The sequence below is a fragment of the Paenibacillus taichungensis genome (assembly GCF_003287275.1).
In the GTDB taxonomy this organism is placed as follows: domain Bacteria; phylum Bacillota; class Bacilli; order Paenibacillales; family Paenibacillaceae; genus Paenibacillus; species Paenibacillus taichungensis_A.
The window spans coordinates 23,336-40,820 of record NZ_QEVW01000039.1 but is presented as its reverse complement, the minus strand read 5'-3'; the positions used below and the strand labels follow the sequence as shown (position 1 = coordinate 40,820).

Below are 17,485 nucleotides of genomic sequence, written 5' to 3'. Positions count from 1 at the left end.
CATGTTTTGAACCATCATCTGCCTGATAGTGGAGAGATATTGAAGACGAAGACTCATCCCATTCTGGTTTAGCGCCTGTTGAAGCAATCAAAGCAGGGATATCTTTTAAAGCTATAATATCTCCATTCTTCTTCGTTTCATTCCAATTATATCCATAAGCTGGTACTCCAATAATTACTTTTTGAAGAGGAATTTCAGATATAGTGTACTGAATGGCAGCCTCCATCCAATCTTTACCTGCTACTGGTCCAGAAGGTCCCCACGGACCATTCTGGTCATAAGTCATAACTTGAATATAATCAGCATGCTTGCCTACTTCCTTGTAATCGAAGGCACCTGACCAGCTATTAGTAGGATCATTTTCAAACTCAGCTGGAACCGATACCATTGTGAGATATCCCTTAGGTCGTAACGTTTGAGAAATCTCTCCAATAAAACTACTGAAAGCTTTGCGATCCTTAGCCTCAATATTCTCAAAGTCGATATTAATACCTTTATATTGATTCGTTTTAACTAGGTTAAGAATGCTCTTGATAGCCTCTTCCTCACTTTCGAATCGCCTACAATTTTGTGAGCTAGTGCCGCATTGAAGTAATCTCCTTGCCAATTGGAAACCGCTGCGAACGTTTCGATATTTTTCTTATTAGCAAAAGAAATAGCTTCCTTGGGTGCAGAACCCAGAATTTCCCCCTTCGAGTCGAATGTAAATGAATCTGTAGAAACTTGAGTCAAGTAAGCATAATTCGTAGTAAGAGAGTCATACGCATTTTCATCTTGAGCATAGTATCCCAAAACTATTTTGAAGTTAGAGCCCGCTGAAGCCGTAAACGGGGATAAAAGAAAACTACTTATTATGGTGCTAATTATGGATAGATATACAAGTTTGTTCAAAAAAACACACACCTCGTATTTAGTTATTTATTAATTATCAGTATTTATGATTTGATTAATCTCTGGCATGACGTCATATCCATTTTCCCTAACGAACGTCCGCTAAGCCACTGTAGCATAGTGTTTTTTTGAATACAATATATGTAAATATAATCTCATGTCATTACTATTTCACCAAGAAATAAGCTAGACACTTATAAGTAATCCCTTCTCTTACTTTGTCGTAGGCAAGAAACGAACTATTGATCTTAATATGGTGTCGTAGTGAAATTCACTTTATTTTCTCTATTGCAACAAATTGACGAGTTGCTCCGTTAGAGGTGCTGAATACATCCTAGGAGGAAAATATGAATACTCGTAACAAAAAAATAGCCTTAACTTTAGCCGCAACCATTTTAGCAGGAGGAGCTTCCTCATTCACCAACTTTAACAGTTCAGATGCGGCAGACCTTAATTCATCTAAAGAAATCCACATTCTTCCTATGAAGGTTTCAGAGCAACTGAACAATAAGCTGAAAAATGTTAAGCTCAGATCTCAAATTCCGAGTATCGTTATTTTCAACAAACATCTCAGTGATAAAGAATATAAGGATTTAGAGAAGAAGATTGGTAAGTTTCACATCAAAAATAGGTATAGCAACGTTCTTGAAGGATTCTCTGCAAATCTCACAAAACGACAAATCGAGCTATTAAACAATATCTCATTCGTGTCTTTAATCGATTTGGATTCAATGATTTCGTTGGATAAAGAAATCACCCTAACATCGGATTTTGTTAAAAATAGCGATCAATGGTCCGCCGGTTTCGCAGACTATCCCCAAAAGGATCGTTCAATCTATAAACTGAATTATTCGTTTAAGTCACTGCCGAAAGAAATCAATATCAATCAAAAAGGGCTATACCTGAGTGGTGTTAACCGTAGTGATGATTTATTCATGTTTGTAAAGAAAAAAATAGATAAGACATCCAAATTAAAGCCCAATCAGACCTATCTTGTAACCTTCGATTTTGATATTGCAACTAATGCTGCTAAGAATAGTATGGGTGCTGGCGGTTCTCCAGGAGAGAGTGTGTATGTAAAAGCTGGGGTAACCAATCAAGAACCCAAATCGATTCTGAATAAAGATCATTTCTATCAAATGAATATCGATAAGGGCCAGCAGTCTCAGGAAGGAAAAGATGCTATAGTGCTCGGAAATTTATCAAAGAGCACCTCTGCGGATCAAACCTATGAATTAAAAACGTTCAATAATAAAAACCGACCTTTTCTCGTAAAAACAGATGCGAAGGGAGAATTGTGGATTATCCTTGGAACGGATTCTGCATTTGAGAGCGAAACCAGTATATATATCACCAGAACTAAGATAACTCTTAAAGAAATTTAGATTTTGTGGGCTATATATGAATACCAAGATATTTTTGTTTTCTCAAGTCACACAAGGAGCTGGCATGTTCCAGCTCCTTGTGTGACTTGGAATGGGTGCTGTTATTTAGTCTACATTTGCGAGATATAATAAGGCTCAAGGTGTTCTTTATGATTTAACGTATAAGTTTTCCAAATGTTCAATGTATGTTTCCAAAAACTTAAGGCAAGCTATATTCCAGTTAAGTCTTCTTTCAAACGTCACTTATTTATTACCGAGCTCTTCCGCCAAACCGATTAGAAGTCCTTCATTTCCACGAATGTAGCAGAGTCGATACGAATCCTCGTACTGAACAATTTCGCCAACGAGTTGAGCACCATACTTGATGAGTCTGGATACCATTTCGTCAATGTCTTCAACGGTGAACATGACACGTAAATAACCAAGGGCATTTACAGGAGCAGCTCGGTGATCTGATATTGTAGGTGGGGTGAGAAATCGCGAAAGTTCAATTCGGCTGTGGCCATCTGGGGTAACCATCATAGCAATCTCTACACACTGTGAACCCAGCCCGGTTACCCGGCCAGCCCATTCACCTTCGACAGTAGCTCGTCCTTCGAGCTTCAAGCCAATCTCTTCGAAGAAAGCGATTGAGTCATCGAGGGATTCTACAACGATGCCAACATTGTCCATTCTTAGAAGTTTGTTTTTTCCCATAGCTTTTCTCTCCTTAATATGTACAAATTGAGTACCTGACCATCTTCATATTTATTCAATTAAGAATTACAAATTCCTTTCGAACGATTAACATCTTCTCACTTCACCAAAGCATCCTAAAATTTATGTTCAACCTCAAAGATCTAAATGGTCAAAGTAAAAGAGCTTCCCGGAACCCCATGGTTTTAACTTAAATAAATCTTGGACTCCGGGAAACCCTGAGAGCAATCACTAATTGTTTTTTCGCTGTGATAAGTTTACAGCTCCGAATGCCAGTACAATGGCAGCGGCAGCAAACCAAGTAATTGCGGACAGGGAGATTCGCTCAACCACCAAACCGCCCACACCGGCGCCCGCCGCCATCGCTAACTGAAGAACCATACTATTCAAGCTCAACATTATCCCCGTTGATTCGGGAGAAATATTAATTATATGCAGCTGTTGTGGAGGCCCCAATGACCATACTGCGATTGACCAAAGAATCAGCATAACGATCAGGAGCACCGGAGCATGGGCACCAAATGCAATCAATATTAATGCAATAGCGTTCAGCCCGAGTCCGGTTTTGAGCACACGATGAAGCCCCCATTTGTCTGTCGCATAACCGCCGGAGCGGGACCCGATCAGGCTGGCAATGCCGATCACGAACAGTATCGTGTTAAGGGTGCTGTCATGCATACCGACGGACGTCAACAGGAACGGCGTAATGTAAGAATAAAAGATGGAATACCCTATGATCCAAAAGAACGTCACGGATAAAGCGATCATCACTCTTGGCTCTTTCAACAAGGCAACCTGTTTTCGCAGCGAAACCGCCGCTTCACCCTGTATACGCGGAATAAGCAGCGCAATCAGAAAAATAGCTGCAAAGCCTAGTAGTGCAATGACTCCGAACACAGCCTTCCACTCGTAGGTGGTAGCCATGATCCTCCCAAGGGGCACCCCGAAAATCAAGGAAGCTGTAAAGCCCATCAGCACTGCTGCCAGCGCACTTCCTTCCTTGCCCGGTCGGGCTACCTTTGTAGCAATGGTCATAGATACAACAACGACAACACCAGCGCTGATTCCCATCATTATTCTGGAGAGATTCAACAGTCCAATCCCTGGCAGAACATAAGCAAGTACATTACTAAGAACAAAGAACCCGATAGCCGTAAGAAGTAACTTTTTGCGCTCCATGCGTGCAGTCATTACCATCACAAGCGGTGTGCCGAACGCATACGCCAACGAAAAAACTGTGATTAGTTGCCCTGCCGTGACAAGAGAAACTCCTGTCGACATTGCAATTTTATCCAGGATACCTGCTATTACATATTCCGAAGTACCAACAAGAAAGCTGAGAACAGCTAAGATATAGATTTTGAATGTACTAGACATGAATGTTTATTCCTTTCCGATCAATAACTGTACACGGTACAAATTCATACCGAGATGGTAGAGAAATTTTTAATTAAATCCGCCGTTAACGCGAATCGTTTGTCCTGTTATCCAGCGTGCTTTGTCACTAACGAGTAGCTCTACCGCATTTGCGATGTCCTCTGGCTCTCCAAGTCGTCCAAAGGCATTCATCCGGCTAAACGATTCAATTAATTCCGGTGATTTTCCATTTAGGAATAACTCGGTCGATACTTGACCGGGTGCTATACAATTGATGACGATATTTTTGGGACTGAATTCTTTAGCCAATTGGCGAGTCAATTGCTCAACTGCACCTTTCGTTGCCGCATAGAGACTGTATGTTGGCAGCATCGCGCCCGACACGGAGGTCGAGAAGTTAATAACTGTCCCGCTTTTTTCCATATACTTCATTGCTTGTTGACAAGCGAAATAAGTTCCTTTGACGTTGATTGCGAAGAGTCGATCAAACATCTCCTCCGTCACTTCCGTGATGGCCGTGCACTCCATAACGCCAGCAGTATTGACTAGAATGTCTACTTGTCCAAATCGTTCGATTGCCTCCGCAAATAATGCTTCAACTTCGATTACCTTACTCACGTCGGCGCGAATGGCTATCGCTTGGCCTCCACATTGCTCAATCGTTTTTACGGCCTCGTTTGCTTTCTCCTGATTTAAGGCGTAATTGACAACCACATTCGCGCCCGACTGCGCCAATTGTATAGCTATCTGTCGTCCAATGCCTCGGGATGCACCCGTTACAATAGCAACTTTTCTATTCAAACTCATTTTATCCGCTCCTTTATCTTTGTTATATCTGATACCAGGTGTAATCAGCTTTACCCGTTCATTATAGTAAGGACGGGCAGTATGCCGTTAGACCAATCCTGTTCAAAGCTTGCCTAATTCTCTTCAGTCTCCATATAATAAAATTAAAAAAGATCCTTTGCAGATAGGAGCATGTAAAACATGAGTCTCACAGATGAATCACGGCGCATTGAAGAAGCCTTGCAACATTTGACGCATATGATTCGGCGTCATGCTCCATCGAGTGGCAGGCATAAGACGGCTGTACCTTCTTTGTCGCTGATGCATGCAACAGAATTGTTTGAACCCATTGAATCCGTATATAAACCTTCCATTTGCATTGTGGCACAAGGGGCGAAAACGGCCACACTGGCCGATGAGATATACCGATACGACCCGTCGACTTATTTGGTCATTTCTGTCGAATTGCCGGTAATCGGCAGAGTCTTACAAGCTTCACCTGAGAAACCGCATTTAAGTTTACGGTTAAGCTTCGAGTCGGACGTTATATTGGATATTGTAAAAGAAGCAGCACAACTCACTTCCGTTCCCACAAAAGTCAGCCGAGGAATAGCCGTAAATCGGATGTCCTCCACATTACTTCAAGCTATTGTGCGGCTGATGGAGTTACTGGATGATCCTGAAGACATTCCGATTCTGGCCCCGCTCGTTATCCGGGAAATTCTGTATCGAGTGCTGCAAGGAGAACAAGGGCCGCAAATCCATCAATTCGCCATTATTGGCAGTCAAGCTCACAACATTGCCCAAGCGATCCAACTGATTAACAGGCAATTCGACCGTCCTCTAGTAATCGATCAACTTGCGAAGTCTGTAAACATGAGTACTTCAGCGTTTCATAAACATTTTAAACGTGTCACGGAGATGAGTCCGTTGCAGTATCAGAAAGCCGTGCGTTTACAAGAAGCTCGGCGCTTAATGTTGACGGAAACCGTTCAAGCCTCAGATGCTGCGTTTCGTGTTGGTTATGAGAGCCCATCCCAGTTTAGTCGGGAATATGCCCGTATGTATGGACAACCACCAATGCTGGATGTTCAAAAGCTTCGCAGTTCCGATACGTTCTCAGATGTACTAACTCAATTTCATAAACAGTAGCTAGGGATATTTAAATCTCTAAGAACAGTGACTAGATCATTGATGGTTGACGGTCCTACAAAAAAATTCCCCTTCAAAGTTAGATATCATCTAACTCTGAAGGGGAACGGATACTTTTAAGTGTGTCCAGTTTGTCTTTCGTTAATATTCTTTACATTACTTCCCTTACCTCCATGAAAAAACTGGGGCAAATAGGTGCGGTTCTGCTCCAGCATTTCATTCAGCATCGCTTCTGCGATACACACCGAATCGGTCAGCGGATGTGAGCTAAGGGCGAGCAATGCTTTCTCCCTACTTCCCGAAACCGCCGCTTCGATGGCCAGACTCTCATAGGTCTTCACCGCTTGAATCAGGCCGACTGCGGCATCCGGTACTCGTGTAATCGGTACCGGAACAGCGCCGTTCTTCGTCACAACGCAGTTCACTTCGATACTGGCATCCTCCGGTAAAAAGTCCAGAGTGTCGCCGTTCATGACGTTTAGCGTTAGAACTTCTCCGCTATCCGTATGAATTGCCTTCATCAGATTGACAGCCGCCTCCGAATAATAGGCACCCCCACGTTGCCCCAGCTGCTTCGGTTTCTCCACTAGCTCTGGCCGCTTGTAAATCTCAAATAGTTCATCCTCAAGGCGCTTGACCATCTCAGCCCTCGTCTCCCCTATGGCTGCGGCAGCCTGCTGCTCCGCCAACATCTCTCGGTGAAGGTAAAAATATTTTAGATAATAGGACGGAAGGGCGCCAATCGCGCGAATCAGCGTCTCGTTCCAAGCAAGCTGCGGCACGTTGCTGGCCGAGTAGCTCCCCCCTGTGTCCAACAATTCCTCCAGCTTTGACTCCCCATCAATCTCGATCCGGCTGATCCAGTGCAGATGATTTAACCCGACAAACTCGCAAAAGATGCGTTCCTCAGGCACCTGATAGAGTGCAGACAGCCACTTGTAGGCGGCGATCGGGGAATTGCATAAACCGATGGAACGTATACTGGAATGCTTCATGATGGCTTCCGTTACCATTCCGGAAGGATTCGTGAAATTAAGTAGCCAGGCGTCAGGACATAACATCTCCATATCCTTGCATATTTCCAAGAGTACAGGTATGGTACGCAGAGCCTTCATCATTCCCCCGGCTCCGGTCGTCTCCTGCCCGAGCATTCCATATTTCAACGGAATCGTTTCGTCCCATGCTCTGGCCTCCAACAACCCTACTCGTATCTGTGTCGATACATAATGGGCATCCCGCAGTCCTTCCTTACGGTCCAAAGTTAAAGTAATACTAATCGGCAGTCCGCTTCGTTCAACCATTCGTTTCGCCAGCCCGCCAACAACGGTGAGTTTATGAAGACCTTCCGGAATATCCACCAGCACGATATCCTTAACCGGAAAGCTATCATAATGACGGATGAAACCTTCAATCAGCTCAGGGGTATAGGAAGAGCCTCCCCCAATAACAGCAACCTTTAATCCTGTGCCCATTTCACATTCCTCTCCTTCACGGCAAGTCCTTGGTGCAATTGGTCATATACCGTGGAATCTGGTCTTACCCCGTTCTCATCCATTGCGAGCAGGATGGCACCTGCTGCTGGCTCAAGGGCCAAGATTCGCAACCGGCACTTTGGTGCTGCTGTAGTAACCTGAGACTCGATATACCGAACCACATAATCTCCTTCTCCACGAGTTAGCACGCTGCCAGCCAATACAACATCAAAGGAATCATTGCCCATGCCAAGTTTGTGAATAACCGCATTGGCGACTTTCCCCAGCTCCAAACCTTGCCTCTCCAATATTTTTCTTGCGACTTCATCCCCAGGCGCAGCCTGAAACAGCAGTTTCGCCAACGTATGTGGAGCCCTTCTTCCATCGTCCAAAAATCGGTGGTACATCTCTTCCACGGTCTCGAAGGTAAGCGCCTTCAATGTAAGCGAAGTCAAAGCAGTTGGCTGCTCCCTACCTTCCCATGAACGAATGACTGTCCGAAACACCTCGACGGCCAGTTCACCGCCTCCACCGAAATCGCCAAATTCATAACCGAATCCTCCGATCTGAACCTCCTCACCTGCAACGTTAACACCATATCCATTCGTCCCGCTTCCACATATAAGGACGACCCCATCCGTCTGTCTTGTGCCGGCTCTCATGGCAATGACAGTATCGCATACGATACGGTATTTCTCTAAACCCATTGCGCCTATTATTGGCCGTAAGATGCAGAAGTCCGCCTCACGATCGGCTCCCGCAAGCCCGAATGTAGCGTAAGTGATATTTTCTTTGCCAAGCCCTGCCTGTGCATACGCCTCATCAACGGCCTGGGTTATACTGCTCTCTGCAATGGCAGCACCAAGCTGATGATTGCCGCAGCCGCTGATTCCTCTTCCTAATATTCGTCCCGTTTCGTCCGTCACGACAGCCAATGTCTTGCTTCCTCCACCGTCTACTCCCAAGTAATAGTTCAAGTATGATCTCTCCTATGTCGCCCAGCTAATGAAGCCGCCAGCCAAGACTTTGGGGCGAAAGCTTCGCGCAAAAATCTTAACGAAAGGACTGCTTCCAGCCATGACTTTTATTTCGCTGCTACCATTTTCGCCTTATTCTCCTGCCATCTCGCTGTTTTGTACTTCAACAACTTGTCATAACCGGATTTTTGCGCATCCGCCTCAGCCTTATCCAGAAGCGAAAGCACTTCCTGATCCGAGGTCGTGGAGCTTATCGCTTTAGCTCTAACTTGCTCATAGATCTCAAACACGCGCTGCGCAATAATGCCTTCTTCCGAATCGCTTGCAGGATCCAGATTGGCGAACTCCGTTGTGTTCATCTGCGTCTTCCATGTAATCTCCGATTGCCAGTACGTTTCAAAATTCCGCTTCTCTGGCGGAAGGGTAGACTCGAATTTCATCTTAGAATTGTCCACATAGACCGTGTTGCCGTTCCATTGAAAGTTGACCGTTGCGTTCATCAACTCATCACGACCTTTAGCGTCGCTTGTAAACTTGTCGGTGAACAGCGGCATATCCTCCTCGTCCGTTCCATCCCAATATAATCCTTCAGGACCCCACATAATCGTACGTTGGCCATCAGGACCTGTGAACCAATCCAGGAAGGCGAAGATGGCTTCTGGATCTTTGGCCGCTTTCGTAATGACGCTGACATTCCAGCCCAGCTGTTTATAATCGCCAGGGAAAATCTTGTTGCGATCCAACTCCGCTTTGTGTACAGGCCATACCATGATGTAACCAGCGTCCGGGTCTTGCGCTTTAAGCAGATTGTTGCCCTTGGAGCCAAACTCGGTGGGACTTGACGCTACATAAACGGCTACTTTGCCGTTTATAACCTTCTGCTCGACCTGCTCCAGCTTCTGTGTGAAGGCATCCTGAGTGACAAGTTTTTCACGGTACAGACGGCCCATATACTGCAGCAGCTCACGATAGACAGGATCCGTGAACAGGGATACGAGTTGATCCCCTTGTGGAACGGCGATCATACTGTTGAATGTATGTGGGCGATTTTCTGCAAACGCAGATACCATGATGTCCACTCCTGCAGCAGTTTGACCAACCTCCAGCGGAACGACATCTGGATACTTTGACTTCACTTGCTTCAAATAGACGTACAGATCCTCTGGTGTTTCCAGGCTCGGCGAGCCGAGTTCCTCATAAATCTTCTTATTGACAAGATATCCTGCGTTGCCGTTTGGCTGCGTCGTATACCAGTTAGGGAACTGATATAGCTTACCGTCAGGTGAGCGAAGCAATTCGAGCGTAGACTCCCCAGCCCACTTTTTCAGATTGGGGTATTTATTCAGATAATCATCGAACGGGACCAACATCCCCTCAGAACGGAGCTTTTCGACATCCGCTCCACGATCCATCCATATAACATCCGGCAGTTCACCCGCCACGATCATGGTACTGAGCTTGTTCTTGGCGACGCCACCGGAGCTGATCGGCACGACGTCAATCTTTTTATTCTCTTTGATCCACTTCGTCGCAGCATCTTTACCCCAATCTGGCATTGTGTACCAGTCATAATGGCCGTAGAATGAGAATTCCAGCGGTTTCTCTCCCAGTACAAAGGTATCCCCCGAAACTGGGTAATCCTTCTCTTGGCTTGCAGTATTTCCTCCTGAACCCGAACATCCCATTAAAGCCATGACAATGATAAGTGTGACTGACAAGCCAGAGAGAAGGTTCTTTTTCCCTTTTTTCATTATGAGTGCTCCCTTCACGATTCATCTATGGTCAAAGCGGACGCTTAAAGCCTTGGCCGGAATTTGCTTGAATTACTCCTTCAAAGAACCGATTAATACGCCCTTCACAAAATATTTCTGTACGAATGGGTAGACGCAGAGGATCGGAATGGTTGCCACCATCATCGTCGACATGGACAACGATTTGGTAGTTACGGTTTTCATCGCGCTCATCCGGCCCTGTGCAGCAGCATCCATGTTCTGCATCTGTTCCATCATGATATTGGCATTAAGTATCTGCTGAAGCTTAGTCTGAATGGGTAGAAGATCCGTGTTGGATATGTAGATACTTGGCGCAAACCAATCATTCCAGTGATACACTGCCGTAAACAGCGACAGCGTTGCTATGACCGGTCCAGATAAAGGAAGTACGATTCGGATGAATACCCCCCAGTTTGAGGAACCGTCGATACGGGCGGACTCCTCAAGCCCCGGCGGGATTCCCTTAAAGAACGTCCGGAATATGATCATATTCCACACGCTGATAATTCCTGGTATGACCATAACCCAAAAAGAGTTCATCAGACCCAGCTCCCGAATAAGCAAATAGTTGGGTATAAGTCCGCCGCTGAAGTACATCGTTATGATGCAAGTTACCATATAAAAGTTGCGACCCATCAATTCGCGTTTAGAAATGCCATAAGCTAATATGGCTGTTGCCACAATGGAGAGCAGTGTACCCAGCAACGTTCGGAGCACCGAGATGATGAAACCGTCAATCAATCGCTCATCTTTAAACACCACATGATAATTTTCAAGCGTGAATTCACGCGGCCAGAATGTAATGCCGCCCTGCATCGTATCTGTCCCCGAGTTAAATGAGATGACGGCAGCGTTCCAGAACGGATATATCGCAATGAATGTAAACAAAGCCAATGATACATAAATTATGCCAACAAACCATCGATCCCCATTCGACAGCCTCATATATACCGCTCCCCTTTCTCCCCTACCAAAGGCTGTTCCCCGATCGACGAGCCCAATAGTTGGCTCCGGACAATAACACAACGCTGATGACGGCCTTAAACAGCCCTGCCGCCGTTGCGTAAGAGTATCGGCTGTTCTGAATGCCAATTCGATATACATAGGTGTCCAGCACGTCGCTGACATCTCGCAAAACCGGATTGCCTCCCAGCAGCAATATGTCCTCAAATCCTGCATTTAGGAAATTACCGATAGCCAGAATCGAGAACACAACGATAATTGGCATAATGGATGGAATAGTGATGGAAAAAATCTGCTTCAGACGGCTCGCACCATCAATGGAAGCGGCTTCATAAAGTTGGGGATTGATGCCCGCAATTGCCGCCAAATACACAATGGAGGAGAAACCAATCTCCTTCCACACATTCGTTACCGTCAAAATACTCCAAAAGTACTTTGGCTCCGATAGAAAGTTAATCGGCTCATCGATAAGACTCAGCTTCTGCAGCAGTATGTTCAGGCTGCCATTGTCCACAGACAAGATGGAGATCACTAAGCCCGATACGATGACCCACGACAAAAAGTGAGGCAAATAGCTGATCGTCTGAACAATTCGTTTGAAAGAATGTTTCCCTACTTCATTCAGCATCACCGCGAGCAGGATGGGGGCCGGAAACCCGATGCACAGCTTAAGCATGCCAATGACGAGAGTATTCCGCATAATGGTCCAAAACTCCGGCGTCCCGAAAAACACGTCGAAATGCTTGAAACCTACCCATGGACTGTTCAGAAACCCTTTGAATAAACTGTAGTCCTGAAACGCCATCAGCACTCCGTACATGGGAATGTAGCTGAAGATCAGGATAAACATCATGGCCGGAAGCACCATAAGTTGAATGTCCCATTGCTTCATAAAGCGGCGCAGGCGACTTTTCTTAACAAGCGGCTTCGTTTTACTGCCGATCTCCATTTGCGGCATTGACATCCCCCCTTTTCAACTTAGTGTTAGATTTATTGACATAGTTATGAGATGCTTGCCACTTCATTGTATCTCCTGACCCAGTTCATTTCTCTGCTAATACCAGTAAAATATAGCACTATATTACTGTTTTCTAAGGATTTTGCTTTTGTGAAGTCTTCGGCGTCATGCCGATGTGCTTCTTAAACAGCCGATTAAAGTTGGTCAGCGTGCGGAAGCCACATTCCAGAGCAATATCCATTATTTTCATATGACCTCCTTCCAGCATCATGACAGCTTGCTCCAGGCGAATATGGATCAGGTACAGCATCGGAGGCATGCCGACTGCGCGTTTGAATATTTCGCTGAACCTTGAAGGACTGAGATAGACAAGAGAGGCCAGCTCCTCCAGCGTCCATGGATGGGCGAAGTTTTGTTCCATAACCATAATCACCTGACGTATTTTCTCATACTGCCTCTCACTGATGAGGTGTTGACTACCGCAAATCCCCTCTATTCGACACTCCCGATTTACGACAGTCAGAAACTGGAGTATAAGCGAGTATACAACCGTAGTGTAGGAAGGCTGCTCCCTCTCATGCTCCAATTGGAGTTCAAGAAGAAGTGACCGCAGCCTGTCCATGGCCGGGTGATCACGGTGGATCAGATTCATGTAATGTTTGTCTATGTCGCGGAACGGGCTGAATAGCTCCGGATCGAATCGGAGGTTATGAATAAACCAGTTCGAATCGAATGTGATGACAGTCATAACAAGATCCTTAGTTTCGTAAGCGCAGTGAAGATCATTCGAATTGATGAGCAGCACATCTCCCTGCTGGAAATCAAATTTTTGCCCGTTGATGATGTAGTAGCCCGTGCCGGATTTAATATAATTAATCTCCAGAACATTATGCCAATGAAGCTTTTGATAAGGGATAGTCACACCAATCGTGTCGCCGACATAAACTGGATAATTCTTATTCATTTTCACCTTTTCCTTCGGAACCACTTCTTCCCTCATGATAGTTGGCATTCATAACTCCCCCTACATTTTTTTGTAAGCGCTACCAAATACATATCTTGTAAAAAACTCTATCATTTATATTCCATTGTTGTAAATAAAAAAGCTATCCCAAGAGCCACTTCTGACTCTGGACAGCTTTTAAAAGGTAATCCATCTTTCGAACGTCAGTTAGCCGGGTTAAATTTGATCCAATCAAAATAAGCACGTACCGGCAAACCCGGGTAATTGAATTTGCCTGTCCATATCTCAGCAGGTCCCGACCCTGACCACAGATTTACCATAATATAGCCAGGATTGGTCGGGAGCGGTCCACGTGATCCATTCTCCGTGTGGACCAGTTTACCGTCTACATACCACTTAATGGATGATGGCGACCATTCGAACGCATAATTATGAAAATCGAGCGAGGCATCAAACCCCAGATTGATGATCGTGCTATGTTGACCTACACCATTCGTAAAATAATTGGTTTCCATCTTCGTCGTGTCTTTGCCCAATATTTCAATGTCGATTTCGTCATTGGATGTACCTATCCCTTGTCCGGAATACGTGAAGAGACTTGTGACGAGTCCTACTCCTGAAGCCGCTTTTAAACGTGCTTCAACTCGGCCATATCCATACTTCACATGGGTCGAATATTCAGCTGAAGCATAATTTTTCCCCGAGCAACTGGCTGGACACCCTGTATTGTCAAGTCGCAAAGCCATAATTCCATTTACGAATTCCTGGTTAACCGCCTTCCAGCCCACTCCGAAATCAGGACCATTAGCCCATCCATCTGAGGTATAGAACAAATTGGGATTCACGCCGTTTAACGGTTCGTTAAAAGCAATGTCAGCCGCCGACGCTTGAATGGGTAATAGCATCGCGCATATCAGGCCACTTGTCATTAGCACGGTCGACATTTTCTTTCTAAAATCCATTAACTTTTTCATGAAAACACCTCTTCCTTGGAATGCAATTAAGAAAACATAAGCACGACAAGTTATGCACTTCTGGGATTCCGGAATGAATAATTCCATCCTGAATCATCTTCATACTACATGTAAAAATGTAGTAAATCTCAATCATTTCAATGATTAAACTGCACTATTTAACGGTTTTTCTCGTCAGTCCATTTAGTGAAAAGGCTACAAACAGCCTATAGTTCCTTCCTGTCACGGCCTTCTTCAGCCTCATTATCTAATCTTAGGTAGCGATGTGCGATAGTATTGAGCAAATATTCTCGGAAATCTGTTCAGATTGGAGTACTATAGTGACGCTATTGCCAATGAACTGTCCTGCCGGCTAGTTAAACAAGAAGACAGCCGATCGTGATCGGCTGTCTTCTTGTTTTTTTGCGCTATCGTTTCCTCTTAGCTTAATGATGTGTGTTGCTTTATTTCTTGTATCATGAATTCAACGAATGCTAAAAAATTTGTAATTCAAAAATGCTATTATCTATCTGTTTCTCTTTTATCTTAGTTAGGATCCATATTTCGCATCATAAGCACTTGCTCAACATTTGATGTGAAACCTAATTTTATCAATAGATCGTTCAAAAGTTGATTGGATTTACGCAGGTTAGATGTCCCTCGTCTGCAAACATAGTCTAACGGGGCAAACAGTTCACTGAGAGCAAGCTTATAAATCTCCTCTGCATCTTCCCGCCCTGGAAGGACCTCACATTGATAGAGCGAGATGGTTACCAATTTACCCTCTTGATCAAATGTTCGCTTATACAATGCATAGCATATCGGCTCGCTATCTTGTCTAATGATTATAGATTCACCTTCCTTCATACTAGGCCATTGTGTCTGCCAAGCAGATAAGCCTCGATAGAAGTCTAGCGCACATACATCACGGGGCAATCCTTTGGTGATAGAAAAAGGATGCGCAACAAATCGCTTCAGTAATTGGGGATCTATTGTACCCGTATGTTGTAAAATCATTAATCGATCCGTAATTTCATACCCCACATACTGATATAGCTTGATCGCACTCTCATTCTGAGTGAGCGCTTCAAGTAACGCAAGCTCCACGCCTTGTTCTTGGTACAATTTAAGATTTCTTAACATGAGCGCTCTGCCAATGCCCTGACCTCTAAATGCAGGCGCAATACCTGTCCCTCCGTTCCATGCCACTTTCTTTCCATCTACGTCACGAAATCCATTCATGACAAACCCTGCAGGTTCACCATCCACATAAATAGCAAGTGAATTCTCCAAGGAAAGCCCTTCGTTAACAACCCTGGTCATCAAAGCATCAATCGTCATAACCATCTGGATAAAATAGCCCTCGAATCCCAGATTCCAAATACGTACATTTTCCTCGATCGATAGCTCACTTAGTTTCCTAAACGTCATTGTCATAAGTATGAACCTCTCTTTACTTCATTTAATGTGATCATTTTCGTATTTTCGCCCAACCTATATATGCATTCTACTTTAACCGCTCGACAATAAAAAGTAATGGAGCCTGAAGGCCCCACTACTTTTATTTCGAACTTCAAATTAATCTGTTGTAGTTGGACAATAGTTGATGCATGACTATTTCGGCCATATCTTCGGGGGCGCGTTTGTTATTCTTAATCCACTGGTCTATTGATCTTAATTAGCGCTTCAATCAGTAGAGTGTTACTCGACCAGAACGTACAAAAAGGTTTGCTATAGGCCCGCCCTGGTAGTACGTCATACTGTGTTTGGGAATCCGATGAAGGAACCCCCTTCTCACGATGTATACTATTATATCTTCGATAAGGGACAGCCCGGACCATCTAGATTTGAGACGTTAGGAGCCTATCACTCCGGCGAAATCGTGTATGCATACAATAATTTGAATAAGGCGAACTTGCCGTACACCCAGATGCCTCGCAGAACATATATGAATTTCTTTGACGATTATGAGAGAAGAACCTACAATAACACCCATTATGATCAATTCGATAAGTTTTGCAGCTCTCTGTTATTTGTGAATTCAGGCAAATTTCTTGTCTCGTCACGGAATAAGAACTTAATATTATGTAGCAAAAAGGACGGCTTCGCCGTCCTTTTGTACCTTATGGCAACTACAATTGAAGGAAGATTCACTAGTTACTCTGCTTCTTCTGTGCAACAATGATATATACGGGTTGATTAGCAACTTGTGTTGGTGGATGAAGCGTATCAATAACTGAAAAACCAGCCTTAACGATTTCTTCCTCCATCTCCTTCGAAGAAACCCTTGGAGCATTAGTCATTTCCGTCTTCTCTAATTCAATGCACAAAAAGATCCCTTTGTCTTTTAAAACTCTGTGGATTTCATCCAACACCAACGAAAGAGGTTGAACCTCGTGCAAGGAGATTGAAGCAACAGCTTTTTCGAATCTTGCGTTCTCTAATGGCATTTCTTTAAAGTTTGCAGCGGTTGTTTCAATATTGGTTATCCCTTTTTCCTTAGCTTTTACCTCTAGATACTGTAAAATATCATAATCGTAATCAAACGCAACTACCTTTTTCACATATTTAGCAAAAGAAAAGCTTATATAACCTGTACCGGCTCCAAGGTCTAATAGTTCGTCCTCTTTATTAAGTTGTATAAACTCAAATAACTCCTCTGCTGGGAACCTCTCAATACTCTCCAAGCGCTCAATTTTTCTTTGTAGTTTTGGATTCATTTTTATACTCCTTGTATAATCGTATTTGTAAGAATATTTGGTTTTTTTCCAGCTGACGCCGGGATAGATCTCAGTCCTGAATGTGGAACTACAGGATCCACAAGCTCTGCACATTCTGACCATTTGAAATTATACCACTCGGTTCACATTAAAGATATTAATTATCTTTAATAACTATATTATACGGAGTAAGATTTGTAAATAGCAATGTTTAATACAGCACCGCCCAGTTGTTGTACACCAAAAGATCTCTTCAATAGTGAAGAGATCTTTTGGTATTCACATATAACAACAACAGATATCTAAATCCCAAAAATTCAATTATTCGCCTGCTTACTACATACCAATACAAAATGAGGATGGTGATTTTTGTTTGTCTGTGATATAAATCTATTGCTCCCACCCTCACATATGAAATC

Annotated in this window: 15 protein-coding genes; 2 read left to right on the top strand and 13 right to left on the bottom strand. The window is 44.1% G+C overall.

The window, feature by feature from the left end; genetic code table 11:
- Positions 1 to 607: glycosyl hydrolase family 18 protein (locus tag DC345_RS31545; protein ID WP_258530978.1), on the bottom strand; the 607-nt coding region annotated here is incomplete at its 3' end.
- A 631-nt stretch (positions 608 to 1,238) separates the two neighbouring features.
- Between DC345_RS31545 and DC345_RS31125 the strand changes: the two genes are divergently transcribed.
- Entirely contained in the window at positions 1,239 to 2,276 is a 1,038-nt protein-coding gene (locus tag DC345_RS31125; protein ID WP_113056449.1) for a hypothetical protein, read from the top strand.
- A 243-nt stretch (positions 2,277 to 2,519) separates the two neighbouring features.
- Here DC345_RS31125 and DC345_RS31120 read toward each other — a convergent pair whose 3' ends face one another.
- The 3 genes from DC345_RS31120 to DC345_RS31110 form a co-directional block, all read right to left on the bottom strand.
- Positions 2,520 to 2,972, bottom strand: a complete 453-nt coding sequence (locus DC345_RS31120; RefSeq protein ID WP_113056448.1) for a VOC family protein — start codon at positions 2,970 to 2,972, stop codon at positions 2,520 to 2,522.
- A 231-nt stretch (positions 2,973 to 3,203) separates the two neighbouring features.
- Entirely contained in the window at positions 3,204 to 4,349 is a 1,146-nt protein-coding gene (locus DC345_RS31115) for an MFS transporter (protein ID WP_113056447.1), read from the bottom strand.
- A 69-nt stretch (positions 4,350 to 4,418) separates the two neighbouring features.
- Entirely contained in the window at positions 4,419 to 5,156 is a 738-nt protein-coding gene (locus tag DC345_RS31110; protein WP_113056446.1) for an SDR family oxidoreductase, read from the bottom strand.
- 180 nt (positions 5,157 to 5,336) lie between these two features.
- Between DC345_RS31110 and DC345_RS31105 the strand changes: the two genes are divergently transcribed.
- On the top strand, positions 5,337 to 6,287 hold the full coding sequence (locus DC345_RS31105) for an AraC family transcriptional regulator (RefSeq protein ID WP_113056445.1): 951 nt from the start codon (positions 5,337 to 5,339) through the stop codon (positions 6,285 to 6,287).
- 116 nt (positions 6,288 to 6,403) lie between these two features.
- On the opposite strand, the gene DC345_RS31100 is transcribed toward DC345_RS31105, so the two are convergent.
- The 9 genes from DC345_RS31100 to DC345_RS31060 form a co-directional block, all read right to left on the bottom strand.
- A complete protein-coding gene (locus tag DC345_RS31100) occupies positions 6,404 to 7,759 on the bottom strand; it encodes a 6-phospho-beta-glucosidase (protein ID WP_113056444.1) in 1,356 nt (451 codons plus the stop codon).
- Complete coding sequence (locus DC345_RS31095) at positions 7,744 to 8,736, bottom strand: N-acetylglucosamine kinase (RefSeq protein ID WP_113056443.1); 993 nt, start codon at positions 8,734 to 8,736, stop codon at positions 7,744 to 7,746. Before DC345_RS31095 ends, DC345_RS31100 begins: the two co-directional genes overlap by 16 nt.
- Positions 8,737 to 8,843: 107 nt before the next feature.
- The gene (locus tag DC345_RS31090) at positions 8,844 to 10,487 is read right to left on the bottom strand and encodes an extracellular solute-binding protein (protein ID WP_113056442.1); all 1,644 of its coding nucleotides are present in this window, start codon (positions 10,485 to 10,487) and stop codon (positions 8,844 to 8,846) included.
- Between the two features lie 72 nt (positions 10,488 to 10,559).
- A complete protein-coding gene (locus DC345_RS31085) occupies positions 10,560 to 11,453 on the bottom strand; it encodes a carbohydrate ABC transporter permease (protein WP_113056441.1) in 894 nt (297 codons plus the stop codon).
- 22 nt (positions 11,454 to 11,475) lie between these two features.
- Positions 11,476 to 12,420, bottom strand: a complete 945-nt coding sequence (locus DC345_RS31080) for an ABC transporter permease (protein WP_397333821.1) — start codon at positions 12,418 to 12,420, stop codon at positions 11,476 to 11,478.
- A 142-nt stretch (positions 12,421 to 12,562) separates the two neighbouring features.
- Positions 12,563 to 13,441, bottom strand: coding sequence for an AraC family transcriptional regulator (locus DC345_RS31075; protein ID WP_113056439.1), 879 nt, complete (start codon positions 13,439 to 13,441; stop codon positions 12,563 to 12,565).
- A gap of 155 nt (positions 13,442 to 13,596) precedes the next feature.
- Positions 13,597 to 14,367: a beta-glucanase gene (gene bglS, locus DC345_RS31070; protein WP_113056438.1), complete on the bottom strand. Its 771-nt coding sequence runs from the start codon at positions 14,365 to 14,367 to the stop codon at positions 13,597 to 13,599.
- Positions 14,368 to 14,892: 525 nt separating this feature from the next.
- A complete protein-coding gene (locus tag DC345_RS31065) occupies positions 14,893 to 15,783 on the bottom strand; it encodes a GNAT family N-acetyltransferase (protein ID WP_113056437.1) in 891 nt (296 codons plus the stop codon).
- A gap of 716 nt (positions 15,784 to 16,499) precedes the next feature.
- Positions 16,500 to 17,066: a class I SAM-dependent methyltransferase gene (locus tag DC345_RS31060; RefSeq protein ID WP_113056436.1), complete on the bottom strand. Its 567-nt coding sequence runs from the start codon at positions 17,064 to 17,066 to the stop codon at positions 16,500 to 16,502.
- Positions 17,067 to 17,485 lie beyond the last annotated feature (419 nt).

Excerpts from the sequence above, each read along its gene's own strand:
- DC345_RS31085 (WP_113056441.1), bottom strand. The coding sequence starts at position 11,453 with ATGAGGCTGTCGAATGGGGATCGATGGTTTGTTGGCATAATTTATGTA.
- DC345_RS31075 (WP_113056439.1), bottom strand. The coding sequence starts at position 13,441 with ATGCCAACTATCATGAGGGAAGAAGTGGTTCCGAAGGAAAAGGTGAAA.
- DC345_RS31100 (WP_113056444.1), bottom strand. The coding sequence starts at position 7,759 with ATGGGCACAGGATTAAAGGTTGCTGTTATTGGGGGAGGCTCTTCCTAT.
- bglS (WP_113056438.1), bottom strand. The coding sequence starts at position 14,367 with ATGAAAAAGTTAATGGATTTTAGAAAGAAAATGTCGACCGTGCTAATG.
- DC345_RS31110 (WP_113056446.1), bottom strand. The coding sequence starts at position 5,156 with ATGAGTTTGAATAGAAAAGTTGCTATTGTAACGGGTGCATCCCGAGGC.
- DC345_RS31105 (WP_113056445.1), top strand. The coding sequence starts at position 5,337 with ATGAGTCTCACAGATGAATCACGGCGCATTGAAGAAGCCTTGCAACAT.
- DC345_RS31065 (WP_113056437.1), bottom strand. The coding sequence starts at position 15,783 with ATGACAATGACGTTTAGGAAACTAAGTGAGCTATCGATCGAGGAAAAT.
- DC345_RS31060 (WP_113056436.1), bottom strand. The coding sequence starts at position 17,066 with ATGAATCCAAAACTACAAAGAAAAATTGAGCGCTTGGAGAGTATTGAG.
- DC345_RS31090 (WP_113056442.1), bottom strand. The coding sequence starts at position 10,487 with ATGAAAAAAGGGAAAAAGAACCTTCTCTCTGGCTTGTCAGTCACACTT.
- DC345_RS31120 (WP_113056448.1), bottom strand. The coding sequence starts at position 2,972 with ATGGGAAAAAACAAACTTCTAAGAATGGACAATGTTGGCATCGTTGTA.
- DC345_RS31125 (WP_113056449.1), top strand. The coding sequence starts at position 1,239 with ATGAATACTCGTAACAAAAAAATAGCCTTAACTTTAGCCGCAACCATT.
- DC345_RS31115 (WP_113056447.1), bottom strand. The coding sequence starts at position 4,349 with ATGTCTAGTACATTCAAAATCTATATCTTAGCTGTTCTCAGCTTTCTT.
- DC345_RS31080 (WP_397333821.1), bottom strand. The coding sequence starts at position 12,420 with ATGGAGATCGGCAGTAAAACGAAGCCGCTTGTTAAGAAAAGTCGCCTG.